Source organism: Nocardioides panacisoli, assembly GCF_039537325.1.
GTDB classification, from domain to species: domain Bacteria; phylum Actinomycetota; class Actinomycetes; order Propionibacteriales; family Nocardioidaceae; genus Nocardioides; species Nocardioides panacisoli.
Genome location: NZ_BAABAH010000001.1, coordinates 256,369 through 281,562 on the forward strand (window position 1 = coordinate 256,369; position 25,194 = coordinate 281,562).

The following is a 25,194-nucleotide window of genomic DNA, read 5'->3' on the forward strand; positions in this document are numbered from 1 at the left end:
TGAATGCGTCGTATCTTCCTCTGGTTCGCGAGCACCGTCTCGGTCGTCGCGCTCCTCTTCGGCTACCACACCTCCCTGGGCGGCGCGTCGCCCGTGACAGCGGGCGGCCAGACCGCGATCTCCGGCTCGGCCTCAGGCGACCACAGCCGCACCACCTCCGGCAATGGCTCGGGCAATGGTGCCGGCGGCTCCGGGGCGGGCGGCAACAACGGCAACGGCGGCAGCAGCGCCGCGTCGTCCTCGACCGTGACCGGCGACGTGGCCCAGACCCAGTGGGGCCCGGTGCAGGTCGAGCTGACCGTGGCGAGCGGCAGCATCACCGATGTCTCGGTGGTGCAGTACCCGAGCGGCAACGGCACCGACGAGCAGATCAACTCCTACGCGCTGCCGCGGCTGATCCAGGAGACGCTGAACGCCCAGAGCAGCTCGATCGACATGGTGAGCGGCGCGACCGTCACCAGTACCGGCTACCTGCAGTCGCTGCAGAGCGCGATCGACCAGGCCGGCCTGTGACCGCCGCGGAGGTGGTGCCCGCTCCGGCTCGGCGCCGCGTGCTGCAGGTGATGGGGACCGCGGTGAGCCTCGCGATCCGCGGCGAGCACGCCGACGGCCCGCTGGCCGACGAGGCGTGGGCCGGCGCCGTACGGGTGCTGGAGGAGGCCGACGCGGTCTTCAGCACCTACCGGCTGGACTCCCCGGTCAGCCGGTGGCGGCGCGGCGAGCTCGCGCTCGTCGATTGCCCGCCCGAGGTCGCCGAGGTGCTCGACCTCGCCGAGCAGGCGCGCATCGAGTCGCACGGCGCCTTCGACGTCGAGTACGGCGGCGAGGGCGCGCTCCCCGACCCCGCCGGGGTGGTGAAGGGCTGGGCGGTCCAACGCGCCGCAGACCTGCTCGCCGAGCTGCCCGGCACCGACTTCTGCCTCTCGGCCGGCGGGGACATGGTCTGCCGGACCGCCGTCCCGGGCGCCCAGCCGTGGCGGATCGGTATCGAGGACCCGCGGAACACCAAGCGCCTGGTCGCGACGGTCCCGGTCTGGAACGGCGCCGTCGCCACCTCCGGCACCGCCCAGCGCGGTGCCCACATCCTCGACCCGCGCACCGGCCTGCCGGCCGACCGCCTCCTGCAGGTCACGGTCCTCGCGCCCGACCTGGTCCGCGCCGACGTCGACGCCACCGCCGCCTTCGTCCTCGGTGACCGGGCCGAGTCCTGGCTCGCCGGACGCGGGCGGACCGCGGTCGTCGTGCCGGCCGTCGGGGAGGCGGTGGTGGTCGGCGGCGGGGAATCGTCCGTCGACCGGTGACTCCCGGTGCTCAGCTCGCGCGCTTCGCCTTGTACTCGTTGCCGAGGGTGACCAGCGTGGCGTGCAGGTCGCGGACCGGCAGCGGAGCCTGGAGGGTCTTGCGCTGACGCAGCACGAGCGTGACGATCGTCCGGTCGCCGGCGATCGGGCGGGTCTCGATCATCCCGGCGCGGGTGAGCGGGTCGCCGTGCACGCTGTAGTCCGGTAGCACGGTGACCCCGAGCCCCTCGGCCACGAGGGCCTTGCCCATCTCCGCACCGTCGGTGCTGTGGCAGACCTGTGACGGCGCGCCGCCGAAGACCCGGTGGACGTAGCGGTGCATCAGGTAGCCCGCGCGCATCATCACGAACCGCTCGGACCGCAGGTCGTCGATGCTGACGTGGGACTGCGCGAGCAGCGCGTGTCCGGCCGGGAGCACTGCGACCGGCCGGCCCACGACCAGGTCGGTGCCGACCAGGTCCGGCGGAGTGTCGTCGCCGTCCAGGACGTTGACCAGGCCCAGATCGAGGCTGCCCTCGGTCAGCCCCTCGTCGATCTGCGCCTGCTGCATCGTCAGCACCTCGACCGTGGTGGCGGGGTGCGCCTCCTGGAACGCGCGGACCGCGGGCACCAGGAGCGTGGAGGTCGCCGCGTGCACCGTGCCGAGACGGATCAGGCGGGTATCGGTGCGCTGCCCGCCGGCGGCCACACGCAGGCGGTCGACCGCGGCGAGCACCTCGACCATGTAGGGCATCAGCTCTCGGCCCTCGCGGCTGATCCGTGCGCCCGAGCGGCGGCGGTCCAGGAGGGTGACTCGGAGCTCCCGCTCGAGCTTGGTGACCGCCTCGCTGAGCGCGGGCTGCGAGAGATGGAGCTTCTCGCTGGCACGGCGGAGCGAGCCGTGCTGAGTGACTGCCGAGATGTACTCCAGCTGTTCGATGCGCATGGCGTTCCTCTGTTCGCGGTCCCTAAAGACCAGTAACTCTGTAGACAAACGCTATCAGATCCGGGCGGGACGACGCCGCCAGGCTCAGCGGGCGGGTCGGACCTCGCGCCGGTCGTCCGGCAGGCGCGAGGTGAGACCGGCCCGGTCCAGGTGTGCCAGCAGCGGCAGGACCACCCGCCGGGAGGTGCCGAGCCGTTGCCGGGCCGCACTCGTCGTGAACGGCTGGGGGAGCTCGGCCAGCCACCGGGCGGCGAGGACGTCGGCGCCGGGCAGCAGCACGACCCCGGGCGCCACCCGCAGCAGCCGGCCGGCGCGGGCCGCGGCCGCGGCGCCTCGGTCGTCGAGGCGCAGCTCGCCGAGCCGGTCGGCGGTCGGCGCGGCGAACGGCGCGTCCGCCAGGTCGTTCTCGACGGCCGCGACGGCCGCCTCGACCCCGGCCGGAAGCGCCTGCGACCCGGGTGCCTCCACGCGGCCGGCGCGGACCCGCAGCGGCGGCCGCACCGCGGCGGCCACCAGGCCGGGCGACGGGATCCCGAGCCGCGCGGCGAGCGCCGGGAGCGGGATGCCGGGGTCCAGCGGCTGCGCGCGGACGTGCTCGGCCAGCGCCGACGTGATCTCGTCGGCGAGCCGCGCGCACTGCGCCGCGCTCATCAGCCAGCCGTCGGACTCGATGGCCCCGGCGGGCACGTCGTCGACCGGTACCCCGATCCGCCGGAGCAGGTCCGCCTGCACCAGGCCGCGTCGACGTACCTCCTCCGCGGGGTCGGGCTCCGCCGGCAGACCCGACAGCCGCTCCGCGCGCCGGGCCGACGCGCCGCGGCGGCGGAGAGGAGGAGGAGCCGGGTCGAGCACGCGCAGCCCCCACACCCGGCGGCTGCCCGGGTCGCGCAGCAGGGCGCGGTCCCCGACCCGGAGCGGCAGCGCGTGCGGCAGCGTGAGCCGCGCGGCCTCCAGCCCCAGCGGACGTGCGTGGACCGCGACCGCGACCGCGCCGACGTGCAGCAGGGGTCGTTCCGGGAGCGCGTCGACACCGCCGGCTACCCGGACGTCGGCCACGGCGGTGGCGTGCCAGGCGTGCTCGGTGACCAGCGCCGCCCCGCGCTCGAGCAACGGGACGCCGTCGCCGACCAGGTTCAGCGCCACTCGCGCCACCCCGCTGACCGCGTCGCGCTCGGCGCCGAGCGCCTGCACCCCGCGCACGCGGACCGTCCCGGCGCCGCGCTCGGAGAGCACGCCCAGCAGGTCGCCGCGCCGGACGGTCCCGGCAGGGAGAGTGCCGGTGACGACGGTCCCGGCTCCGCGGACGGTGAAGGTGCGGTCGACCCAGAGCCGTACGTCGCCCGCGGGGTCGGCTGCCGGAAGCCCGCCCACCATGGTCACGAGGGCCGCCCTGAGCTCGTCCAGCCCGGCCCCGGTCCGGCCACTGACCGCGACCACCGGCGACCCGGCGAGCGTCGTACGAGCGATCTCCGCCGCCGCGCGGGCCGCGGCCGGCGCCGGATCGGCGAGGTCCGACCTGGTGACCGCCACGACGCCGTGGCGGACGCCGAGCGCGTCCAGCGCGGCCAGGTGCTCGGCCGCCTGCGGCATCCAGGGGTCGTCAGCAGCGACGACCAGCAGCGCCGCGGGCACCGGCCCGATGCCGGCGAGCATCGTCGACACGAACCGCTCGTGGCCCGGCACGTCGACGAAGGCGACCTGGCCCGCGCCGGCCAGCTCGGTCCAGACGTAGCCGAGCTCGATCGACAGCCCGCGCCGCCGCTCCTCGGCGAGCCGGTCGGGCTCCATCCCGGTGAGCGCGGCCACCAGCGTGGACTTGCCGTGGTCGACGTGGCCCGCGGTCGCGACGACGTGCACGATCAGCCTCCGCTCGAGGCCGTACGCCGAACAGTAGCGACGAGCGCGGGGTCGTCCTCCGGCGCGACCGCGACCAGGTCGAGCAGCAGCCGGCCGCGGTCGACCCGGCCGACGACGGGCAGCACCTCGTCGAGGCGCAGGGGAGCGGCGAGGCGCTCGGGCAGGGCGACCGCGGCGCTCGCCAGCTCGACACCGGGCGCGCCGCCGCCGCCGACCGCGGCGACCGTCTCGACCGCGGTCGCCGGCACCACGCCGGACAGCTCGGCCGCGACCCGGCGCGCCCGCTCGAGCAGCAGGATCGCGTCGGTGGCCAGGGCGGCGGCGACCGGCGGCTCGGGGCCGCGCAAGGTCGCCTCGAGCGCCGCCAGGGTCAGCTTGTCCACGCGCAGCGCGCGGGCCAGGGGATGCCGGCGCAGCCGCTCGACGAGCTCCGCGGTGCCGAGCATCAGCCCGCACTGCGGGCCGCCGAGCAGCTTGTCCCCGGACGCCGTCACCAGGTCGGCACCGGCGCGCAGCACCGAGGCGGCGTCGGGCTCGTCGGGGAGCCGTGGATGGGGCGCGAGCAGCCCGGACCCGATGTCGACGACCACCGGCACCGGCAGGCCGGCGAGCTCGGCGACGGGCACCGAGGAGGTGAAGCCGGTGACCCGGAAGTTCGACGGGTGCACCTTGAGGACGAAACCTGTGTCCTCGCCGATCGCGGCGGCGTAGTCCTCGCGCCGCACCCGGTTCGTCGTACCGACCTCGCGCAGCCGCGCACCGACCGACTCGAGCAGCTCGGGGATCCGGAAGCCGTCGCCGATCTCGACCAGCTCGCCGCGCGCGACGACGACCTCGCGACCCTGGGCCAGGGCGCACGTCGCGAGGGCGAGTGCCGCGGCCCCGTTGTTGACGACGTGCACCCCGCCGGCGTCCGGGACAGCCTCGGCGAGGGCCGCGAGCGCGGAGCGACCCCGGCGCCCGCGCGCTCCGCTCCCCAGGTCGAGCTCGACGTCGGTGGCGCCCGCCGCGACGGCGAGCGCCTCGACGGCCGCGGCGGAGAGCGGCGCGCGCCCGAGGTTGGTGTGCACCACGACGCCGGTCGCGTTGAGCACCCGGCGCATGCCGGCCGCGCCGTCGGGCAGCGCGGCGACGGCGGCGTCGACGACCTCCTCGGCGCGGAGCTGCCCGGAGCGACAGCGGTCCAGGGTCGCGGCGACGACCTGCTTCACGATCCGCGGGCCGAGCCGGTCGGCAGCCGCCTGCAGCCGGGGATCGGCCAGCACGCGGTCGGTCCGCGGCGTCGATCGCCGCGGGTCGGCCACCGCGTCGCCGGTCGTGCCGCTGACCCGCACCTCGTCGCCCACGTGGGCATTCTGGCGCACGGCCGGTCGCGGGCCGGTTGCTACGGTGGCGGCGCTGTGCGGGGAGGCGTACCTCGTCTGGTGACGGGCGCGGTCCTCAAAACCGTAGTGGCCGAGCACCTCGGCCAGGCGGGTTCGATTCCCGTCCGCCTCCGCCAGCCGGCTCGCGGGCCGTGAGTAGCGTGGTGGCATGGTCGCCGCGCCGCCCGCACCGCCCGTCCGCCTGACCCAGTACGCCGCCGGCGGCGGCTGCGCGTGCAAGGTCCCGCCCGGCGAGCTGGAGCGGATCCTGGGCGAGCTGCCTGTCGAGCCCGCCGGTGCGGCCGGGGACCTCCTGGTCGGCACCGAGCACGGTGACGACGCCGCGGTGGTGCGGATCGACGGCGACCGCGCCGTGGTCGCGACGACCGACTTCTTCACTCCCGTCGTCGACGACGCCTTCGACTGGGGCCGGATCGCGGCGACCAACGCGCTGTCCGACGTCTACGCCATGGGCGGCGAGCCGCTCGTCGCGCTCAACCTGCTCGCGTGGCCGCGGGACCGCATTCCCTTCGAGCTGGCCGCCGAGGTGCTGCGCGGCGGCGCGGAGGTCTGTGCCGCCGCGGGATGCCACCTCGCGGGCGGGCACAGCATCGACGACCCGGAGCCGAAGTACGGCCTCGCGGTCACCGGGATGGCGGACCCGGCGCGGCTGCTGCGCAACGACGCCGCAACGGCCGGGACGCCCCTGACGCTCACCAAGCCGCTCGGGCTCGGCGTGCTCAACAACCGCCACAAGGCCACCGGCGAGCGGTTCGACGAGGCGATCTCGGTGATGACGACGCTGAACCGGGACGCGGCGCGGGCGGCGGTGGCCGCCGGTCACCGCGCGGCCACCGACGTCACCGGGTTCGGCATGCTCGGCCACCTCTTCAAGATGTGCCGCGCCAGCGGGGTCACCGCCGTGCTCGACTCGTCCGCCGTCCCGTACGTCGACGGAGCGCGGCAGGCGCTCCGCGACGGCTACGTCCCGGGCGGCAGCCGCCGGAACCTCGACTGGGTCCGGCCGCACCTCGACGCCCGGGTCGACGAGGACGAGCTGGTCCTGCTCGCCGACGCCCAGACCTCCGGGGGCCTCCTCGTCGCGGGCGAGCTGCCCGGCCACCCCGTCGTGGGCGAGCTCGTCGCGCGGCGCGAGGCCGCGGTCGTGGTGGTCTGAACGTCGGCGGGCGTGGGTAAAGTGCGAAGCACAGGGAGGTGATCGGGTGGCTGCGACGTTCCTGTCCTGGCCGGTGCTCCGACAGGTGACCGGCCGCGACCCGCTGGGTCGTGGCACGGCCGCGCGCTCGCGGCACACCGACGAGATCACCTCGCGCACCGAGACCGCGGACCGCGTGGTCAAGAGCGTCTGCCCCTACTGCGCGGTCGGCTGTGCCCAGGACGTCTACGTCAAGGACGAGAAGGTCGTCCAGATCGAGGGCAACCCCGACAGCCCGGTCAACCGCGGCCGGCTCTGTCCCAAGGGCTCGGCGAGCAAGAACCTGGTCACCAGCTCGCTGCGGCTGACCAAGGTGCGCTACCGAGCGCCGTACGCCACCGAGTGGAGCGAGCTCGACCTCGACACGGCGATGGACATGATCGCCGACCGCGTCGTGCAGGCGCGCCACGACACCTGGAACGACCTCGACGAGCGTGGGCAGCGGGTCCGCCGCACGCTCGGGATCGCGAGCCTCGGAGGAGCGACCCTCGACAACGAGGAGAACTACCTCATCAAGAAGCTGTTCACGGCGGCGGGCGCGATCCAGATCGAGAACCAGGCGCGGATATGACACTCCGCCACGGTCCCCGGTCTGGGGACCTCGTTCGGGCGCGGCGGCGCCACAGGATTCCTCCAGGACCTGTCCAACGCTGACTGCATCGTGATCCAGGGCTCCAACATGGCCGAGGCCCATCCCGTGGGCTTCCAGTGGGTCATGGAGGCCAAGGCCCGCGGCGCGAAGGTCATCCACGTCGACCCGCGGTTCACGCGGACCAGCGCGCTGGCCGACGACTACGTCCCGCTGCGGGTCGGCACCGACATCGCGTTCCTCGGCGGCGTCATCAACTACGTGCTCAGCAACGAGCTCGACTTCCGCGAGTACGTCGTCAACTACACCAACGCCGCCACGGTGCTGAGCGAGGACTACCGCGACACCGAGGACCTCGACGGGCTGTTCTCCGGCTTCGACCCCGAGAGCCGGACCTACGACCCGACGTCGTGGCAGTACGACAGCCAGGAGGACGAGGGCGGGGACCGGCAGGACCACGACATGCAGCGCGACACCGCGAGCGCGCTGCAGCACGAGACCCACGGCGTCGAGGTGCAGGGCGAGCCGCCCCGCGACGAGACGCTCCAGCACCCGCGCTGCGTCTACCAGGTCCTCAAGCGTCACTTCGCCCGCTACACCCCCGAGATGGTCGCCCGCACCTGCGGCGTCAGCGAGGAGCAGTTCCTCGAGGTCTGTCGCGCCTGGACGGAGAACTCCGGCCGCGAGCGGACGACCGCGCTGGTCTACAGCGTCGGCTGGACCCAGCACAGCGTCGGCGTGCAGTACATCCGCACCGGCGCGATCCTCCAGCTGCTGCTGGGCAACATGGGCCGCCCGGGCGGCGGGATCATGGCGCTGCGCGGGCACGCGAGCATCCAGGGGTCGACCGACATCCCGACCCTGTACAACATCCTGCCGGGCTACCTGCCGATGCCGAACGCCTCCGAGCACGGCTCGCTCGAGGAGTGGATCGGGTCCGTGCACAAGCCGGGCGCCAAGGGGTTCTGGGCCAACGCGGACGCCTACGCCGTCAACCTGCTCAAGGCCTACTGGGGCGAGCACGCGACCGCCGACAACGACTACTGCTTCGACTACCTGCCGAGGATCACCGGCGACCACGGCACCTACAGCACCGTGCTCGACATGATCGACGGCAAGGTGAAGGGCTACTTCCTGCTGGGACAGAACCCGGCGGTCGGCTCGGCGCACGGGCGCGCCCAGCGGCTCGGCATGGCCAACCTGGACTGGCTCGTCGTACGCGACCTCTTCGAGATCGAGAGCGCGACGTTCTGGAAGACCTCGCCGGAGGTCGCGACCGGGGAGATCGTGCCCGAGGAGTGCCGCACGGAGGTGTTCCTCCTGCCCGCCGCCTCCCACGTCGAGAAGGAGGGCTCCTTCACCCAGACCCAGCGGATGCTCCAGTGGCGGGACAAGGCGGTCGAGCCGCCCGGCGACTGCCGCTCCGAGCTGTGGTTCTTCTTCCACCTCGGCCGGCTGATCCGCGAGCGGCTGCAGGGCTCCACCGAGGACCGCGACCGGCCGCTTCTCGACCTGACCTGGGACTACCCGACGAGTGGGCCGCACGCGGAGCCGAGCGCCGAGGCCGTGCTCGAGGAGATCAACGGCTACGAGGTCGCGACCCGCAAGCCGCTCTCGTCGTTCAACGAGATGAGGTCCGACGGCTCGACCCTCGGCGGCTGCTGGATCTACACCGGGGTCTACAAGGACGGCGTCAACCAGGCCCGCCGCCGCAAGCCGGCGAGTGAGCAGAGCTACGTCGCCCCCGAGTGGGGCTGGGCCTGGCCCGCGAACCGGCGGCTGCTCTACAACCGGGCGTCGGCCGACCTCGACGGGCAGCCGTGGAGCGAGCGCAAGGCCTACGTCTGGTGGGACGAGGAGTTGGGCGAGTGGACGGGGCACGACGTACCGGACTTCGAGAAGGACAAGTCACCGTCCTACGTCCCTCCCGAGGACGCGGAGGGCGTCCCCGCGATCGCCGGCAGCGACCCGTTCATCATGCAGGGCGACGGGAAGGGCGCGCTCTACGTGCCGCAGGGGCTGATCGACGGCCCGATGCCCACGCACTACGAGCCCGTCGAGTCGCCGTTCCGGAACCCGCTGCACGGGCAGCAGGCGAACCCGACGCGCAAGGAGTACGACCGCGCCGACAACCCGATCAACCCGTCGCCGCCGCAGGCGCACTCCGACGTGTTCCCCTTCGTGTTCACGACGAGCCGGCTGACCGAGCACCACACCGCGGGCGGGATGAGCCGCTACGTCCACCGGCTCGCGGAGCTGCAGCCGGAGATGTTCGTGGAGGTCTCCCCGGCTCTCGCCGGGGAGCGCGGGCTCGAGCACGGCGGCTGGGCCACGATCATCACGGCGCGGTCGGCGATCGAGGCGCGGGTGATGGTGACCGAGCGGCTGCGGCCGCTGCGCGTCGAGGACCACCTGGTCCACCAGATCTGGCTGCCCTACCACTGGGGCGAGGGCGGGCTGGTCACCGGCGACTCCGCCAACGACCTGTTCGGGATCACCCTCGACCCGAACGTGTTGATCCAGGAGTCCAAGGTGGGCACGTGCGACGTGGTCGCCGGGCGGCGCCCGACCGGTCGCGCGCTGCGCGACCTCGTCGCAGGCTACGTACGCCGTTCCGGCGCGCGCAGCGCGCACGAGATCGTCACGGCACGACCGGGTGAGGACGCAGCGGAAGGTGGGGACGGATGACGAGCCTGTTCGAGCCGAACGACCTGTGGGGTCCGCTGGACCCCGCCGCAGACGCCGGGTACGGCGAGGACCGCCCCCAGCGCAAGGGCTTCTTCACCGACACCAGCATCTGCATCGGCTGCAAGGCGTGCGAGGTCGCCTGCAAGGAGTGGAACGACGTACCGGCGGATCACTTCGACATGCTCGGCTCGTCCTACGACAACAGCCACTCGCTCAACGCCAACCAGTGGCGGCACGTGGCCTTCATCGAGCAGCCCGCCGGCCGGGCGCCGGTGGACCTCGGGATGCCCGGTGTCGGTGGGCCCGGTGTCGGTGGGCCCGGTGTCGGTGGGCCCGGTGTCGGCCGTCCGGATGCGGACGGCGAGGGCGACGCGGAATCGATGGACTTCCGCTGGCTGATGTCCTCCGACGTGTGCAAGCACTGCACGCACGCCGGCTGCCTCGACGTCTGCCCGACCGGCGCCCTGTTCCGCACCGAGTTCGGGACCGTGGTCGTCCAGGACGACGTGTGCAACGGGTGCGGCTACTGCGTGCCGGCGTGTCCCTACGGCGTGATCGAGCGACGCACGGGGCCGGACGACGCGAAGAACGTGGGCATCGCCCAGAAGTGCACGCTCTGCTACGACCGGCTCGATGCCGGGAAGCGGCCGGCCTGCGCGCAGGCGTGCCCGACCGAGTCGATCCAGTTCGGTGACGTCGAGGAGCTGCGCGAGCGCGCGAACCAGCGCGTCGCGCAGCTGCACGAGGCCGGCGTGATGGACGCGCGGCTCTACGGCAACGACCCCGCCGACGGCGTGGGCGGCACCGGCGCGTTCTTCCTGCTCCTGGACGAGCCCGAGGTCTACGGGTTCCCGCCGGACCCGGTCGTCCCGACCCGCGACCTGCCGGACATGTTCCGCAAGGCCTCGCTGGCCGCCGCGACCCTGCTGGCCGGTGCGGCCTTCGCCTTCGTCGGGCGGCGGCGATGACCGAGCGTCCCGACAACGCGGTGACCCGCGGCGGCCCGGAGGGCGTGCGCTCCCAGACCACGGCCGTTCCCGGCGTGTCCGACCTGGGGCCGAAGGCGCGCCGTGGCGGCGGCGACCGCTCGATGGTGCCCGACGTCGAGTTCACCTCCTACTACGGGCGCCCAATCGTCAAGGAGTCGCCGTGGAAGGAGGAGATCCCGGCCTACCTCTTCACCGGCGGCCTCGCCGCAGGCTCCTCGCTGCTCGCCGCCGGCGCGGACCTCACCGGTCGCTCCGGGATGCGGCGGTCGGCCCGGTTCGCCGCGCTCGGTGCCCTCTCCTTCTCGATGGGCGCCCTGGTCCGTGACCTCGGCAAGCCGTCGCGCTTCCTGAACATGCTCCGCGTCGTCAAGCTGACCTCGCCGATGTCGGTCGGCACCTGGATCCTCTCCGCCTACGGACCGTTCGCCGGTGCGGCCGCCGCGTCCGAGCTCGTCGGGATGCTGCCCGAGAGCGCGCGCACGGGGCCACTGCGCCTGGCGCCGTACGCCGGTCGGCCGGCAGGGCTCGTGGCTGCGCTGTTTGCTCCGCCCGTGGCGGCGTACACCGCGGTGCTGCTCGCCGACACCTCCACGCCGTCGTGGCACGAGGCCTACCGCGAGCTGCCGTTCGTGTTCGTCGGCTCCGCCGCGGCCGCTGCGTCCGGGCTGTCCCTGGCGACCTCCCCGCTCGCCGAGAACGGCCCCGCCCGCCGGCTCGCGCTCGGCGGCGCGGCGCTGGAGCTGGCGATGGAGCACCGGATGGAGCGGTCGATGGGCATCACCGCCGAGCCCCTGCACCAGGGCACGGCGGGCAGGTTCCTGCGTGCCGCCAAGGCGCTGACGGTCGCGGGGATCGCCGGATCCCTGCTCGCCGGCCGGAGTCGCACCATGGCCGTGGCCTCCGGTGCGGCGCTCATGGCCGGCTCCTGGTGCACCCGGTTCGGCGTCTTCGAGGCGGGCCAGCAGTCGGCGCGGGACCCGAAGTACGTCGTGGTGCCCCAGCGGCAGCGGATGGAGCGCGAGGGCCCGGTCCGCTACTCGGAGTGATCCCGGGCTAGCTGCCGGCGGCCTTCTTCGCCGCGGTCTTCTTGGCGGAGGTCTTCTTCGCGGTGGTGCCGCGTCGGCGCCGCTGGGTCGGCGTCCGGAGCCGGGCGCGCGGCCTGCCGGCCGACGCGTCCACCTCGACGTAGGGCTGGGCCTGTGCGAGCGCGATCAGCTTCGGGAAGCCGTAGTTGCGCGGGTCGAACGACGTGCTCGCCGAGGACAGGAACGTGCCGATCGAGCTGAGCTGGGCCCATCCGTCGTCCTGCGAGGTCGAGTCGATCGCGCGTCGCAGCAGCGGTTCGAGCTCGGGCAGCGGCGGCGGCGCGCCGTCCTGGTCGGCGGGCTCGTCCGGCTCGTCCGCCTCGTCCCCGAGCACCTCGAGGTAGATGAACTTGTCGCACGCCGCCACCAGCGACGACGGGGTCTTGCGCCGCCCGAGGCCGTAGACCGTCATCCCGGACTCGCGGATCCGGGTGGCGAGGCGGGTGAAGTCGCTGTCGCTGGACACGATCGCGAAGGCATCGAGGTTGCCGGAGTAGAGGAGGTCCATCGCGTCGATGATGAGCGCGGAGTCGGTGGAGTTCTTCCCGGTCGTGTAGGAGAACTGCTGCACGGGCGCGATCGCGTGCCGGTTGAGCTGCGTCTTCCAGCCGCCGAGCTGGGAGGTGGTCCAGTCGCCGTAGGCCCGCTTCACGGTGGCGACGCCGTACTTCGCCAGCTCGTCGAGCAGGGCGTCGGCGTACTTGGGCGAGGTGTTGTCGGCGTCGATGAGGACCGCGAGCCGCGCTCCGGAGGAGGTCATGGGCCCATTCTCGCGTGCGGCCGAAGGTCTGAGACGCTGGTGGGGTGCGAGCGGTGGTCGTCGGCGGGGGTATCAGCGGGCTGACGGCGGCGCGCGACCTGGCGCAGCGGGGGTACGACGTCCTCGTGCTCGAGGCCACCGATCGCGTCGGCGGCAAGCTGCGGCGCGGCGAGATCGCAGGCGTCACCGTCGACGTCGGGGCCGAGGCGATGGTCAACCGGCGTCCCGAGGCTGTGGGTCTCGCCGCCGAGCTCGGCATCGAGGTCGTGCACCCGACGACGGCGACGTCCCGAGTCTGGACCCGCGGCGGGCTGCACCCGCTGCCCCGCACGCTGATGGGCGCGCCCCTCGACCTCGACCAGCTCGCCGCCAGCGGCGTGCTCTCCGAGGAGGGCATCGCCCGGGCCCGGCAGGAACCCGGTCTCGCGGCGACCGACGTCGCCGGGGACATCTCGGTCGGCGACCTGGTCGAGCAGCGCTACGGGGCGGAGGTCACCGACCGGCTCGTCGAGCCGCTCCTCGGCGGGGTGTACGCCGGCCGCGCCCGCGCCATCAGCGCCGAGGCCGCCATGCCCCAGCTGCTGGCGCTGGCTCGCCGCGGCTCGATCACCACGCAGGGCGCCGCCCTGTCGTCGCCGAGCACCGCGGAGTCCCCGGTGTTCGCCGGCATCGAGGGCGGGATGTGGCAGCTGCCCGAGCGGCTCGTCGACGACCTGGGTGGCCGCGTCGTCCGTACCGGCGTGACGGTCCGCGGCGTGCGGCGTACCGACGCCGGCTTCGAGGTCGACACCGGTGAGGCGCTCGAGGCCGCCGCCGTCGTCGTCCTCGCCACCCCCGCGGCACCCACCGCGCGCCTGCTCGCCGACCTGGCACCGGCCGCGGCGGGTGAGCTGACGGCCATCGACTACGCGTCCACCGCGGTCGTGACCCTCGCGTTCCGCGCCTCCGACGCCGCTGCCGCCCTCGACACGGGTGCCTCCGGGTTCCTCGTCCCGCCCGTCGACGGACGCCGGATCAAGGCTTCGACGTTCTCGTTCGCGAAGTGGGACTGGGTGCGCCGCGCCGGTGGCGACCTGCTGCTCCTGCGCACGTCGCTCGGCCGGATCGGGGAGGAGCAGACCCTCCAGGTCCCCGACGAGGAGCTCGTCACCGCGTCCCTCGCCGACCTCGCCGACGCCACCGGCCTCACCGCCACCCCGGTCGACGCCGTCGTGCAGCGCTGGGGCGGCGGCCTCCCGCAGTACGCCGTCGGCCACCTCGACCGGGTCGCCCGGATCCGCGCCGCCGTCGCCACCGTCCCCGGCCTCGCCGTCTGCGGTGCGGCGTACGACGGCGTCGGCATTGCCGCCTGCATCGCCTCCGCCCACCGCGCGGTCGCGGACGTCGCGGGCTGAGCGCGAGCCTGCAGATTTCCCAAGGGATGTAGCGAACTCTGCGCTTCCCCAGGGTTGTACGGCGTGGGAAGCGCAGAGATCCCTGCATCCCTTGGGGAACCTGCAGCCCCCGCCCGCAGGAGTACGCCGGCCCCACGTGTCCCGCCAGGTCTGCCGCGCTGTCCCTCCCGCCCGGGACAGCGCGCCCAGCAACCTCAGGTCATCGCACCAGACCATCCCCGAAAGGACCCCGCGATGACCACCCACATCACGACCCACAACCCGGCCCGAGCGGACCTGCCGGCCACCGGCCCGGCTCCCGCAGCGACCACGACCGACCGCCGCTGGGCGCTCGCCGGCATCGGCGCCGGCCTCGCCGGCATCGGCTCGATCATCACCACGACGATGGTCGACGGCGTCTACGACCAGGACCTGGTCGGCCACCCCGACCTGATCGCCGACAAGATCGCCGACGAGCGGGGCTGGATGTTCGCCTTCCACTCGATCTCGATGCTCGGCGCGCTGCTGATGATCGTCTTCGCGGCCGGCCTGTTCGGGCGGCTCAAGGCGACCGTCGGTGTCACGACCTCGACCATCGTCGCCCTGGCCGGCCTCGTCGGCACGGCCGTCGTCTCGGTGCTGGGCGCCGGCCTCGACACCGAGTTCATGATGTCGCTCAGCTTCGACCGCGACTCGGTCGACGACTACAACATCGCGCACTACAACCACTGGATCGGGACGATCCCGTGGCTGTGGGTCCTCGCCGGTCTCTCCGGGCTGGCGCTCTTCGCGATCGCCCGCCAGGGCGGCGTGCCCCGGTGGATCGGCCGGGTCGGGCTCGTGCTCGGCGGCCTGACCGCGCTCCTCGGTGTCTCCCCGCTCGAGTACATGTCGGGCGTCACCGGCGCGCTGCTCGTGCTCGTGACCGCGATCGGCTTCGCCGCCGGTGACCGCGTCTTCCGCGGCACCCGGTGATCATCGAAACCGCCACGGGCGGTGGCCCGGCCGACCAGAATGACCCGGTGTCGACCGAGGCCGCGCAGCTCGATCGTCGGACCCCGACCACCCTCGTGGTGGTCGGGGTCCTCGTCGTGCTCGGCTTCGCGATCTTCGGGATCTCGGTGTGGCTGGACCTCGCCGCCGCTCCGCACGGGACCGGCGCCCAGCTGGCCGAGGGTTGGGGGTCGACGTACACGCTGCTGGGCGCGCTCCTCAGCGTCCTCGCGGCCGTCATCCTGCTGAGCGGGAAGGGCCGCGGGTTCGGCTGGGGCATGGCCTGGCTGGGGCTGTTCTGGTCGCTGGACGGCCTGAGCCAGACCTACGTCCGCTTCGCCATCACCAGCGACGACGCCCTTGCCGGCGCGAACCTGGCGCTCTGGTTCTTCAACAGGGTGGGTGCCTACCTCCCGCTCAGCCTCGCCCTGCTCCTGCTCCTCTTCCCCGACGGCCGGTTCCTGCCGGGCCGGTGGCGGGTGACGAGCTGGGCGACCACGATCGCGATGGCCGCGGCGGCGACGGGCGTCGTGATCGCGCCGGCCCACGACTCCCCGACGATGGCCCTGCCGCCCGGCGTGGACCTCGACGCCGGTTCACTCCCGATCTCCGACGCGGTGATCTCCGTCGCGGCTCCGGTCTGCCTGCTGCTGTCCGTCGCCGGCCTGCTCACCGCGATGGTCACCGTCGTCGTGCGCTTCCGCCGCTCCGAGGGCCTCGAGCGCGACCGGATGCGCTGGCTCGCGTGGAGCGTCGTCGCGATGACGCTCGTCATCACCGTGTCCGCCGGGCTCGAGGTGACCCACGTCAACGACGCGGCTCTGGTCGTCGTGATGCTGCTCCCGTCGGTGGCGATGACGGTCGGCATCGTCCGGCCCGAGGTGCTGGCGATCGAGGACCTCCTCGTCCGCACCGTCGTGTGGACCGCACTCGCCGGCACCATCCTCGCCGCGGACGTCGTGGTGATCGCCGTGCTCGACGCCCTCCTCGGCGACGCGCTGCACCAGCGGCAGGTCGTGCTGACCGTCTTGCTGCTCTCGGTGGTGCTCTACGCGCCGCTGCGGCTCCGGCTCGCCCGGCTCGTTCAGCGACTGCTGGTCGGCCGGCGCCAGGAGCGGTACGACGCCGTCGCCGGCCTCGCCTCCACCCTCGAGACCACCGACGAGGGACCCGAGCAGCTCGCCGCGGTCGCCCGCGCGGTCGCGACCGCGTTCGGCGTGCGCTTCGTCGGCGTCGAGGTCGACCGCGGCGCCGGCGAGAAGCTGCTGGCGACGTACGGCGACCGCCCGCCCGCGGTCCGCATGCTGCCGATCACCTACCGCGAGGCCGAGGTGGGCCGGCTGGTGCTGCCGGCCAAGGGCATGCGCAGCCGGCTCAGCGCGCGCGACGAGCGGCTGCTCGGCGACCTGGTCCGGCAGGCCGCGACCGCCGCCCGCACCAGCCGGCTCGCCGAGGAGGTCCAGGAGAGCCGCGAGCGGCTGGTCACCGCACGCGAGGAGGAGCGTCGCCGGATCCGGCGGGACCTGCACGACGGGCTCGGCCCGGCGCTCAGCGGCGTGGTCTTCCAGCTCGACGCCGCCCGGATGACCGTGGACGCCGACCCCGAGCGCGCCAAGGAGCAGCTGGCGACGATCAGCGACCACGTCCAGACGGTGGTGGCCGACGTACGCCGGCTCGTGCACGACCTGCGCCCTCCCGCCCTCGACGACCGCGGCCTGGTCGGCGCTCTCCGGCAGCAGGCCGAGCGGCTCGACGTGCCGCTCGCCGTGGACGCGCCCGACCTTGACGGCCGGCTGCCCGCCGCGGTCGAGGTCGCCGCGTTCCGGATCGTGGGGGAGGCGCTGACCAACGTCGCGCGCCACGCCCGCGCCACCGGCGCGACGCTGCGCCTCGCCCTCGCCGACCACGCCCTCACCGTCGAGGTCGCCGACGACGGGGTCGGCATCGACGCCGACCGCCAGGCCGGCGTCGGCCTGGTCGGTCTCCGCGAGCGCGCCGCCGAGCTCGGCGGCGCCGCCGAGGTCACCTGTCCACCGGGCGGCGGCACCGTCGTCCGCGCCCGCCTGCCGCTGAGGAGCGAAGCATGACCGACCCCATCCGCGTCGTGGTCGTCGACGACCACCAGATCGTCCGCGACGGCCTGGTCGCGCTGCTCGGTGCGCTGGACGGCATCGAGGTGGTCGGCGCCGCCGCCGACGGCCGCGAGGCGCTGCACGTCGTGGGGGAGACCGGACCCGACGTCGTCGTCATGGACATCCAGATGCCGCACCTGGACGGGATCGAGGCGACGAGGTTCCTCACCGGCCGCGACCCGGACCTCAGCGTGGTCATGCTGACGATGAACGAGGACGACGACACGGTGCTCGGCGCGATACGGGCCGGCGCCCGCGGCTACCTGCTCAAGGGGTCGGGCGCCGACGAGGTCCAGCACGCCGTCCGTACCGCCGCCGCCGGCGGCATGGTCTTCGGCGCCAGCCTCGCGGCCAAGGTCGCCGCCTTCTTCGCCGGCGCCTCCGCCGCGCCCGCTGCGGCCGACGAGCCGTTCCCCGACCTCACCGAGCGGGAGCGCTCGGTGCTCGAGATGATCGCGTCCGGCCGCTCCAACGACGACATCGCGGGCGAGCTCTACGTCTCCAACAAGACGGTCCGCAACACCGTCTCCGCGATCTACGCCAAGCTGCACGCCACCGGCCGCGCCGACGCCATCGTCAAGGCGCGGGAGGCGGGCTACGGCCGCTGACGGGGCCGCGCCACAATGGGGACCATGAGCGACCCGCAGTCGGACACCCAGACGAACGCCGCGAAGATCAACGAGCTCAACGAGGCCATCCGGTTCACGATGTGGTCGGTCTTCAAGGTGGAGCGGCCCTACGGCAACGACGACGAGGCGCGCACGAAGGACGTCGCGGAGGTCGACGAGCTGATCGCCGCCCTGGCGGAGGACGACGTCGTCGTCCGGGGCCTGTACGACGTAGCGGGGCTGCGCGCCGACGCCGACCTGATGGTGTGGTGGCACGCGCCGTCCAGCGATGCCCTCCAGTCGGCCTACCACCGGCTGCGCCGTACCGCCCTCGGTGCGCGGCTCGCACCGGTCTGGTCGCAGATGGCGCTGCACCGGCCCGCGGAGTTCAACCGCAGCCACCTGCCGGCGTTCCTCTCCGAGGAGTGGGCCTACAACTACGTCGCGGTCTACCCCTTCGTGCGCTCCTACGAGTGGTACCTCCTCGAGGAGTCCGAGCGGCGCCGCCTGCTCGCCGAGCACGGGCAGATGGCGCGCGACTACCCCGACGTGCGGGCCAACACCGTGCCGAGCTTCGCGCTCGGTGACTACGAGTGGATCCTCGCCTTCGAGGCCGACGACCTGACCCGGATCGTCGACCTGATGCGGCACCTGCGCGGCTCGGAGACCCGCCGCCACGTCCGCGAGGAGGTGCCGTTCTACACCGGCGCTCGGATCGACCTCCGCCACCTCGCCGACCGCCTGCCGTAGCGAACGCGCCCGCGCAGGGTGACAGGGGATTCCGGTCGCGACGCGGCATCCATAAGTTTGGAAAGGCTACTGACTTACTTCAGTATTGCGCCATGTCCACCGACACCGCTCTCCTTCCCCTGCTCGAGGTCGTCCGTGCGCACTCCGCTGACCCGGAGCTGCTGGACCGCCTCGACCCTGCCCCGGAGGACCGGACCTGGGCCCGGATCCTCGCCACCCCCGAGGTCGAGCTGTGGCTCATCGCCTGGCCGCGTGGCGCCGCGACCGACTGGCACGACCACGGCACCTCCGCCGGAGCCTTCACGGTCCTCCGGGGCACGCTCACCGAGCACACCTTCGACGGCGGCCTGCAGCTGCACGACCTCGCCGCGGGCCAGGCCCGGGCTTTCGGTCCTGGCTACGCTCACGACGTGCGCAACCACGGCAACGAACCGGCGCTGTCACTGCACGCCTACTCGCCGCGCCTGACCACGATGACCCGGTTCCGCTTCCGCGGAGACCGGCTCGAGGTGCTCGGCGTCGAGCGTGCCGGGGAGGAGTGGTGACCTCCCTGGAGGCGCCGCCGACCTACGACGGCATCGACGCGATGCTGGCCGGGGCTCGCTCGGCGCTGGTGCGGGTACCGCCGGCGACAGCTTTCGCGGAGCTCGTCGACGGCGACGCGCTCCTCGTCGACACGCGGCCCGCCGCGCAGCGGGCGGCGAGCGGCGAGATCGCGCCCTGGCTCAACGTCCGCGTGATCGAGCGCAACGTCCTCGAGTGGCGCCTGGATCCTCGCTCGGACGCCTGCATCCCCGAGGCTGCCTACGACGCCCGCGTGCTCGTCCTCTGCCAGGAGGGCTACGCGTCCTCGCTCGCCGCACACGCCCTCCAGCAGCTGGGGATCCGCCGCGCCACCGACGTCGTCGGCGGGTTCCTCGCCTGGCAGGCGGCGGGACTGCCGGTGGCGGGTCCGTCGACGGTATGAACTTTGCCGTTCGTCGACCCGGCAGCAGCCAGACGCTCGGTAGATTCGGGGCATGACCTACAACGTCGAGAAGAGCGACGAGGAGTGGCGCTCGGAGCTCTCTCCCGAGGAGTACGCCGTGCTCCGCAAGGCCGGCACCGAGCGTGCCTTCACCGGTGAGTACACCGACACCGAGACCACGGGCGTCTACCGCTGCAAGGCCTGCCAGGCCAAGCTGTTCGAGTCCGACACGAAGTTCCACTCCGGCTGCGGCTGGCCGAGCTTCTACCAGCCGATCAGCGACACGATCGAGTACATCGAGGACAACTCGCACGGCATGAAGCGGGTCGAGGTCCGCTGCGCCAACTGCGGCTCGCACCTCGGCCACGTCTTCCCCGACGGCTACGGCACCCCGACCGGCGACCGCTACTGCATCAACTCGATCAGCCTGACCCTCGAGCCCGCCGACTCCTGACCTCGAGTGGGCCCCGCCGCACGCTCGAGTGGGGGTCGCGCCACCTAGGGTGTCGGCATGGCGAAGACCGCTGCCGCCGAGGTGCAGGCCGGGGACCGGGCGGTCCGGGTGTCGAGCCCGGACCGGGTGATCTACGAGGCGACCGAGCGCACGCCCGAGGTCACCAAGCTGATGGTGGCGGAGTACGTCGCCTCGGTGGCCGACGGCCTGATGCGGGCCCTGTGGCACCGGCCCACCGCGCTGGAGAGGTGGCCGTCCGGCGTACGGGAGGGCTTCAAGCTCGCCACCGGACCCCAGGACAAGGACGCCGAGGCGTTCTACCAGAAGCGGGTGCCCAAGGGCGCGCCCGACTACCTGGAGTCGGTGCAGGTCACCTTCCCGTCCGGCCGGACGGCCGACGAGATCTGTCCCACCGAGATCGCGGTCCCGGTGTGGTGCGCCCAGATGGGCACGATCGTGTTCCACCCGTGGCCGGTGCGACGCGACGACGTCGACCACCCCGACGAGCTGCGGATCGACCTCGACCCGCAGCCCGGCACCGCGTTCGGCGACGCGGTGCGGGTCGCCGGCGTCGCGAAGGAGCTGCTCGAGGAGCTCGGGCTCCGCGGCTATCCCAAGACCTCGGGAAACCGGGGCGTCCACATCTACGTGCGGATCGAGCCACGCTGGACCTTCGAGGACCTGCGGCACGCCGCGATCGGCTTCGGACGGGAGCTGGCCCGCCGCGACGAGCAGGTGACGACCGCCTGGTGGAAGGAGGAGCGCGGGGAGCGGATCTTCGTCGACTTCAACCAGAACAACCGCGACCGCACGATCGCGTCGGCGTACTCCCTGCGACCGATCCCCGGCGCCCCGGCCTCGACGCCGATGACCTGGGCCGAGCTGGCCGACGTGACGGACCCGCGCGAGTTCAACCTGTTCACCGTCCCCGACCGGCTGGCCGACGGCGACCCGTGGGCGAGCATCGACGACGAGGCCTTCACGCTGGACCCGTTGCTCGCGCTGTGGGAGGCGCAGGTCGACCGCGGGGAGGGCGAGCTCAACTTCCCGCCCGACTACCCCAAGATGCCCGGGGAGCCGCCGCGGGTGCAGCCGAGCAAGAAGGTCGCCGAGCACTGGGACGAGCACGGCAACCGGGTCGAGGGCACGTGAGCGAGGACCAGCGGGTTGCGCGCAAGAGCGCCGAGCCCGCGAAGACGGGTCCGTCCGGAGCGCGCCGCTGGGCCGACTACCTCGACTGGGTCCGCGCCGAGATCGCCGACGCGGTGCTGGCGCTGACGCCCGAGCAGCAGCGGGCCACGCTGGTCCCGTCCGGATGGACGCCGATCGAGCTCCTCTCGCACGTGCTCCACATGGAGCAGCGGTGGTTCGTCTGGGGCTTCCTCGGCGAGCAGGTCGACGCGCCCTGGGGCGACTGGAACGTCGACGAGCCGTGGCACTCCGACGACGCCGACGAGACCCGGCCGGTCGCGCGGTGGCAGGTCGCGGACCGCGTGACGGCCGAGGACCTCGCTGTGCGGCTGGACGCGATCGGTGCCCGGACCCGTGAGGTGCTGTCGACGTACGCCCTCGACACGGCGGGCCGGCCGGGTGGCCGGTTCGGCGAGGACCCGCCGACGCTGGAGTGGATCTGCTTTCACGTGCTGGCGGAGTACGCCCGCCACGCGGGACACCTCGACATCGTCGTCGAGCTGTCGTAACCGGCGCCCAGGACGCGTCGTTGATCCGGCATGGGGGCTGAATTCCTGGAGGTGCGTCTCTACGAGGCGCTGTCGGTCGCCGGCGGCCTGCGCCCGGTGGAGCGCGACGCGACGGTGGACCTGTGCTGCGGCCTGGTCGACGAGTGCGCGTGCCTCGACATCGACCACCGGGGCCGCGCGGTCCGCAGCGCGGTGCAGCTGATGACGGGTGAGATGACCCCGGCGCTGGACCCCTCGGTCCGCGACGAGCTCGCGCGGCAGTGCGAGGTCGAGGTCGTCCTCCGCACCCGCGCCTCCTGAGACCCGGCCCAGGGGCGGGCTGGCCCTCCACTTTTTGGGGGGATATCCCGGTATTGCCACGCACTCCCGCTCGTTAGCGTGAGCATTCCTAGACGACGACGGATCGTCACCACTGGCACCTCTCGGGAGCAGTCGCCGCTCCGGGAGACTCCGGGGAAGGAGAGGCGGTGTCCGAGCGGGAGGTCTCCACCGCGCTGCCCGACGCCGATCGGGTCCGCCTTCCTCCCGCCGCCCATCCGCCGCGCCTGCCCGCTCCCGACATCCGGGTGCCCGCCGCCGGCGGTCTGGTCCGGCCCCGGCTCGTCGCGGCGCTGAACCGGGTCCGCGACACGCGCATCTGCGCCGTCGTGGCACCTCCGGGTTCCGGGAAGACCACGGCGCTCGCCCACTGGGCGCAGCAGGCGCCGGTCGACGTGCTCTGGTGGCGCGCCGACGCGGGAGCCGCCGACCCGGTCACCGCGGTCCGGGCCGGCATCGGTGCCACGCTGCGCCCGCTCGGGCACCGGCTGCCCGCGGTGCCGGACGTCGAGAGCCTGGCCGCCGCCCTCGACGGGCACCAGGGACCGGTCGTCCTGGTGCTCGACGACTTCCACCTCGTCGGCACCGAGCGCGTCGGCTCGCTCGTGGAGCGGCTCGTGCTGACGACCGGCGACCACGTGCACCTGATGATCGGGAGCCGGGTGATCCCGCCGCTCAACCTGGCTCGCTCGGAGCTCGCGAGCCGGATCGTGGGCCCCTCGGACCTCCGGTTCCGCGCCGTCGAGGTCGCCGAGCTCTTCCGCGTCGAGTACCGCACACCGCTCGGGCCCGAGGACGCGCGCGAGCTGACCCGCCACACCGAGGGCTGGGCGGCCGCGCTGCACCTGTTCCACCACGGGGTCACCGGCCGCGGCCCGCACGCCCGGCACCGCGCGCTCGCCGGTCTCGGCGACGGCGCCGGCTACGCACGTGAGTACGTCGTCCGCACGTTCCTCGCCGATCTCGACACCGCGGACCTGCTGTTCCTCCAGCGCTCGGCGCCGTTCGAGGCACTGGTCGGCGGCTTCTGCGACCGCTACCTCGGGCGCTCCAAGAGCGAGGAGACGATCGCGCGCCTCGCCAGGCGAGGCGTCCTGACGGCGCTCGAGGACGGCCGCGGCTTCGCGTTGCCGCGGATCCTGCGGCACCACCTCCTGGCCGCGACGACGACCGACGCGGGACCACGGACGACGGCGCAGGCGTTCCGCGCAGTGGCCGGGATCCTGACCGACGCCATCGGCTCGACGGTGCCCTCGACCGCGCCGGAAGCGGCGCGGGCCTGGGCTGCCGGCGGCGGCTGGCCCGACGCGCTGACCGTGCTGGCGGAGTCCTGGGAGGACGTGCTCGCCGACCCGGACCTCGCCTGGCTCGACGCTGCCCCACCGGACATCAGCGCCCACCCGATCGTGCGCACGGCCCGTGCCGAGCAGGCCCGCCGTGACGGCCGGCTCGGCGCCGCGCTCCGGCTGCTCGAGGCAGGACCGCCGCCGGCCGCGCCGGCGCCGGCCGCGACCGCCGCCGCGATCGCCAGGTTCTGCCGGACCTGGACGGCTGGTGACCTCCAGCCGGAGGGGCGCTGGCCCGAGTACCTCCGGGCCGCCGTACGGCGACCGCGCCCCGATCGGCGTACGCCGCTCCCGCGGGAGCAGCGGGAGGTGCTGTCCGCGCTCGAGCTGACGATCAGCGGCAACGTGCGCGCCGCGCGGCACCAGGTCGCGCAGGCCGCCGACCGGCTGACGGACCCCGTGCTCGCGTGCGCCGCCGACCTGCTCGGGGCCGCGCTCCACCCCGACCAGCCGGACCGCGCCGACGCGGTCGCCCTCCTCGCCGAGGATCTCGGCTTCCCGTGGTTCGCGCGGATCGCGCACGGCGTCACCCACGCCGGGGACCCCGACGTGGTGGCGGCCGAGGTCGACGCGGCCGACGATCGCGGTGACGTCTGGGGCGCGCTGCTCCTCACCTTCTGCGGGGCGGTGGGGGACCTCCGTGCGGGCAGGCCGGCCGTCCGGGCGTTCGACGACGCCGCCCGTCGGTGCCGGGAGCTCGACGCCCCCGCGCTCGAGGCGTGGGCCCGCAGCGGGCAGGCGTTCAGCGCGGTCGTCACCTCCCAGCCCGACGCCCTCCGCGAGGCCGAGTCCGCCGTCGGGTTCGCGCACAGCGCCCAGGTCCCGGGCGCCACCGCTCTCGCCCACCTGGCGCTCACCCGGTGCCGCCGGGATCGCGAGGCGAGCGTGGCGGCCGAGGCCGAGCTCGACCGGCTGGGCCTCCGGCCACCGGCCCCTGGGGCGCCGCCGACGGCCGCTCCCGCGGTGGTGGTCGTACGACGCGCTCCGGTCGACGTGCGCTGCTTCGGCGGGTTCGCGATCGAGGTCGACGGGACCGTCCCCGACCTGCATGCGGTGCGACCGCGGGCGCGGGCGCTGCTGCGGCTGCTGGCGCTGCACGCCGGCCAGCCGACCCACCGCGAGGTGATCGCCGAGGCGATGTGGCCGCAGCTCGACGCCGCTGCCGCGCTCCACAACCTGCACGTATGCGTCTCCGGGCTCCGAACGGCGCTCGAGCCCGGCGCTGCCCGCGGCGCGAGCAGACTGCTCGTCCGGGACGGTGAGCGCTACCTGCTCGCCCTGCCCGCCGGATCGGTGTCCGACCTCCGGGCCTTCGATCTCCGGACTGCCTCGGCAGAGTCGGCGTACGCGGCCGGGGGCGTCGACACCGCGATCGCCGACCTCGAGGAGGCGCTCGCGCTCTACACGGGCGAGGTGCTCCCCGAGGACGGTCCGACCGAGTGGGTGCTGCCGCACCGCGAGCACTACCAGGCCCGCGCCGCCGAGGCTGCCGCCCAGCTCGGCCGGCTGCACCTCGAGCAGGACCGCCCGGAGGACGCCGCGGGCGCGGCCCGGCGCAGCATCGACATCGACCCGTTCCGGGACGGCAGCTGGCGGCTGCTCATCGCCGCGCACGAGGCAGCCGGGAACCTGGCCGAGGCCGAGGAGGCGCGTCGGTCCTACGCCGACGTGCTCGCCTCACTAGGCGTCGCCACGCAGGCGGCGACCTCGGTCACCCGCCAGCACTGACCGTCCGGGCAACGGATCCTGCCCTGTTGAGTCGCCGTTGAGTGGGCGGTA

At 73.7% G+C, this 25,194-nt stretch carries 22 protein-coding genes, 1 tRNA gene and 1 pseudogene; 20 read left to right on the plus strand and 4 right to left on the minus strand.

The features are described 5' to 3' along the window. Positions 1-3: 3 nt before the first annotated feature. Both ABD709_RS01305 and ABD709_RS01310 read left to right on the plus strand, forming a co-directional pair. Positions 4-513, plus strand: a complete 510-nt coding sequence (locus ABD709_RS01305) for an FMN-binding protein (protein WP_344771964.1) — start codon at positions 4-6, stop codon at positions 511-513. After that, positions 510-1,301 carry an FAD:protein FMN transferase gene (locus ABD709_RS01310; protein ID WP_344771965.1) on the plus strand — a complete coding sequence of 264 codons (792 nt, stop codon included), beginning with the start codon at positions 510-512 and terminating at the stop codon, positions 1,299-1,301. The genes ABD709_RS01305 and ABD709_RS01310 overlap by 4 nt, the downstream gene beginning before the upstream one ends. Before the next feature lie 10 nt (positions 1,302-1,311). Here ABD709_RS01310 and ABD709_RS01315 read toward each other — a convergent pair whose 3' ends face one another. The 3 genes from ABD709_RS01315 to selA all read right to left on the minus strand — a co-directional run bounded on the left by ABD709_RS01315 (position 1,312) and on the right by selA (position 5,429). After that, positions 1,312-2,226, minus strand: coding sequence for a LysR family transcriptional regulator (locus tag ABD709_RS01315; protein ID WP_344771966.1), 915 nt, complete (start codon positions 2,224-2,226; stop codon positions 1,312-1,314). An 84-nt stretch (positions 2,227-2,310) separates the two neighbouring features. After that, positions 2,311-4,083, minus strand: a complete 1,773-nt coding sequence (locus tag ABD709_RS01320) for a SelB domain-containing protein (RefSeq protein ID WP_344771967.1) — start codon at positions 4,081-4,083, stop codon at positions 2,311-2,313. Between the two features lie 2 nt (positions 4,084-4,085). Then, a complete protein-coding gene (selA, locus tag ABD709_RS01325) occupies positions 4,086-5,429 on the minus strand; it encodes an L-seryl-tRNA(Sec) selenium transferase (RefSeq protein WP_344771968.1) in 1,344 nt (447 codons plus the stop codon). A gap of 60 nt (positions 5,430-5,489) precedes the next feature. Here selA and ABD709_RS01330 point away from each other — a divergent pair. The 6 genes and pseudogenes from ABD709_RS01330 to nrfD all read left to right on the plus strand — a co-directional run bounded on the left by ABD709_RS01330 (position 5,490) and on the right by nrfD (position 11,975). Next, positions 5,490-5,584: transfer RNA gene (locus ABD709_RS01330), tRNA-Sec, on the plus strand. A gap of 32 nt (positions 5,585-5,616) precedes the next feature. Beyond that, positions 5,617-6,624 carry a selenide, water dikinase SelD gene (gene selD, locus ABD709_RS01335; protein ID WP_344771969.1) on the plus strand — a complete coding sequence of 336 codons (1,008 nt, stop codon included), beginning with the start codon at positions 5,617-5,619 and terminating at the stop codon, positions 6,622-6,624. Between the two features lie 46 nt (positions 6,625-6,670). Then, positions 6,671-7,234, plus strand: a complete 564-nt coding sequence (locus tag ABD709_RS21485; protein ID WP_486348520.1) for a hypothetical protein — start codon at positions 6,671-6,673, stop codon at positions 7,232-7,234. A gap of 12 nt (positions 7,235-7,246) precedes the next feature. After that, positions 7,247-9,940 (plus strand): annotated as a pseudogene (fdh, locus tag ABD709_RS01340) (formate dehydrogenase); the annotation flags it as partial. Beyond that, the gene (locus ABD709_RS01345; protein ID WP_344771971.1) at positions 9,937-10,908 is read left to right on the plus strand and encodes a 4Fe-4S dicluster domain-containing protein; all 972 of its coding nucleotides are present in this window, start codon (positions 9,937-9,939) and stop codon (positions 10,906-10,908) included. The pseudogene fdh and the gene ABD709_RS01345, both read left to right, overlap by 4 nt. Beyond that, positions 10,905-11,975, plus strand: a complete 1,071-nt coding sequence (gene nrfD, locus ABD709_RS01350) for an NrfD/PsrC family molybdoenzyme membrane anchor subunit (protein WP_344771972.1) — start codon at positions 10,905-10,907, stop codon at positions 11,973-11,975. Before ABD709_RS01345 ends, nrfD begins: the two co-directional genes overlap by 4 nt. A gap of 7 nt (positions 11,976-11,982) precedes the next feature. On the opposite strand, the gene ABD709_RS01355 is transcribed toward nrfD, so the two are convergent. Beyond that, positions 11,983-12,774: an NYN domain-containing protein gene (locus ABD709_RS01355; RefSeq protein ID WP_344771973.1), complete on the minus strand. Its 792-nt coding sequence runs from the start codon at positions 12,772-12,774 to the stop codon at positions 11,983-11,985. A gap of 44 nt (positions 12,775-12,818) precedes the next feature. Here ABD709_RS01355 and hemG point away from each other — a divergent pair, with 44 nt between their 5' ends. From hemG to ABD709_RS01415, 12 genes are all read left to right on the plus strand, one after another. Further along, positions 12,819-14,168, plus strand: coding sequence for a protoporphyrinogen oxidase (gene hemG / locus ABD709_RS01360; protein ID WP_344771974.1), 1,350 nt, complete (start codon positions 12,819-12,821; stop codon positions 14,166-14,168). A gap of 234 nt (positions 14,169-14,402) precedes the next feature. Further along, the gene (locus tag ABD709_RS01365; protein WP_344771975.1) at positions 14,403-15,122 is read left to right on the plus strand and encodes a hypothetical protein; all 720 of its coding nucleotides are present in this window, start codon (positions 14,403-14,405) and stop codon (positions 15,120-15,122) included. Between the two features lie 47 nt (positions 15,123-15,169). Beyond that, positions 15,170-17,227: a sensor histidine kinase gene (locus tag ABD709_RS01370; protein ID WP_344771976.1), complete on the plus strand. Its 2,058-nt coding sequence runs from the start codon at positions 15,170-15,172 to the stop codon at positions 17,225-17,227. Beyond that, the gene (locus tag ABD709_RS01375) at positions 17,224-17,880 is read left to right on the plus strand and encodes a response regulator transcription factor (RefSeq protein ID WP_344771977.1); all 657 of its coding nucleotides are present in this window, start codon (positions 17,224-17,226) and stop codon (positions 17,878-17,880) included. The genes ABD709_RS01370 and ABD709_RS01375 overlap by 4 nt, the downstream gene beginning before the upstream one ends. A gap of 24 nt (positions 17,881-17,904) precedes the next feature. After that, complete coding sequence (hemQ, locus tag ABD709_RS01380) at positions 17,905-18,630, plus strand: hydrogen peroxide-dependent heme synthase (RefSeq protein ID WP_344771978.1); 726 nt, start codon at positions 17,905-17,907, stop codon at positions 18,628-18,630. A gap of 92 nt (positions 18,631-18,722) precedes the next feature. Beyond that, positions 18,723-19,175 carry a cysteine dioxygenase gene (locus tag ABD709_RS01385; RefSeq protein WP_344771979.1) on the plus strand — a complete coding sequence of 151 codons (453 nt, stop codon included), beginning with the start codon at positions 18,723-18,725 and terminating at the stop codon, positions 19,173-19,175. Continuing rightward, entirely contained in the window at positions 19,172-19,597 is a 426-nt protein-coding gene (locus tag ABD709_RS01390) for a rhodanese-like domain-containing protein (RefSeq protein ID WP_344771980.1), read from the plus strand. Before ABD709_RS01385 ends, ABD709_RS01390 begins: the two co-directional genes overlap by 4 nt. A 52-nt stretch (positions 19,598-19,649) precedes the next feature. Continuing rightward, the gene (msrB, locus tag ABD709_RS01395; protein ID WP_344771981.1) at positions 19,650-20,051 is read left to right on the plus strand and encodes a peptide-methionine (R)-S-oxide reductase MsrB; all 402 of its coding nucleotides are present in this window, start codon (positions 19,650-19,652) and stop codon (positions 20,049-20,051) included. A gap of 57 nt (positions 20,052-20,108) precedes the next feature. Further along, complete coding sequence (locus ABD709_RS01400; RefSeq protein WP_344771982.1) at positions 20,109-21,203, plus strand: DNA polymerase domain-containing protein; 1,095 nt, start codon at positions 20,109-20,111, stop codon at positions 21,201-21,203. Further along, positions 21,200-21,751 carry a mycothiol transferase gene (locus ABD709_RS01405; RefSeq protein ID WP_344771983.1) on the plus strand — a complete coding sequence of 184 codons (552 nt, stop codon included), beginning with the start codon at positions 21,200-21,202 and terminating at the stop codon, positions 21,749-21,751. Before ABD709_RS01400 ends, ABD709_RS01405 begins: the two co-directional genes overlap by 4 nt. 30 nt (positions 21,752-21,781) lie before the next feature. Beyond that, positions 21,782-22,051 (plus strand): hypothetical protein, encoded by a 270-nt coding sequence (locus ABD709_RS01410; protein ID WP_344771984.1) that lies wholly within the window; start codon positions 21,782-21,784, stop codon positions 22,049-22,051. 167 nt (positions 22,052-22,218) lie between these two features. Continuing rightward, positions 22,219-25,143 (plus strand): AfsR/SARP family transcriptional regulator, encoded by a 2,925-nt coding sequence (locus ABD709_RS01415; protein WP_344771985.1) that lies wholly within the window; start codon positions 22,219-22,221, stop codon positions 25,141-25,143. Positions 25,144-25,194 lie beyond the last annotated feature (51 nt).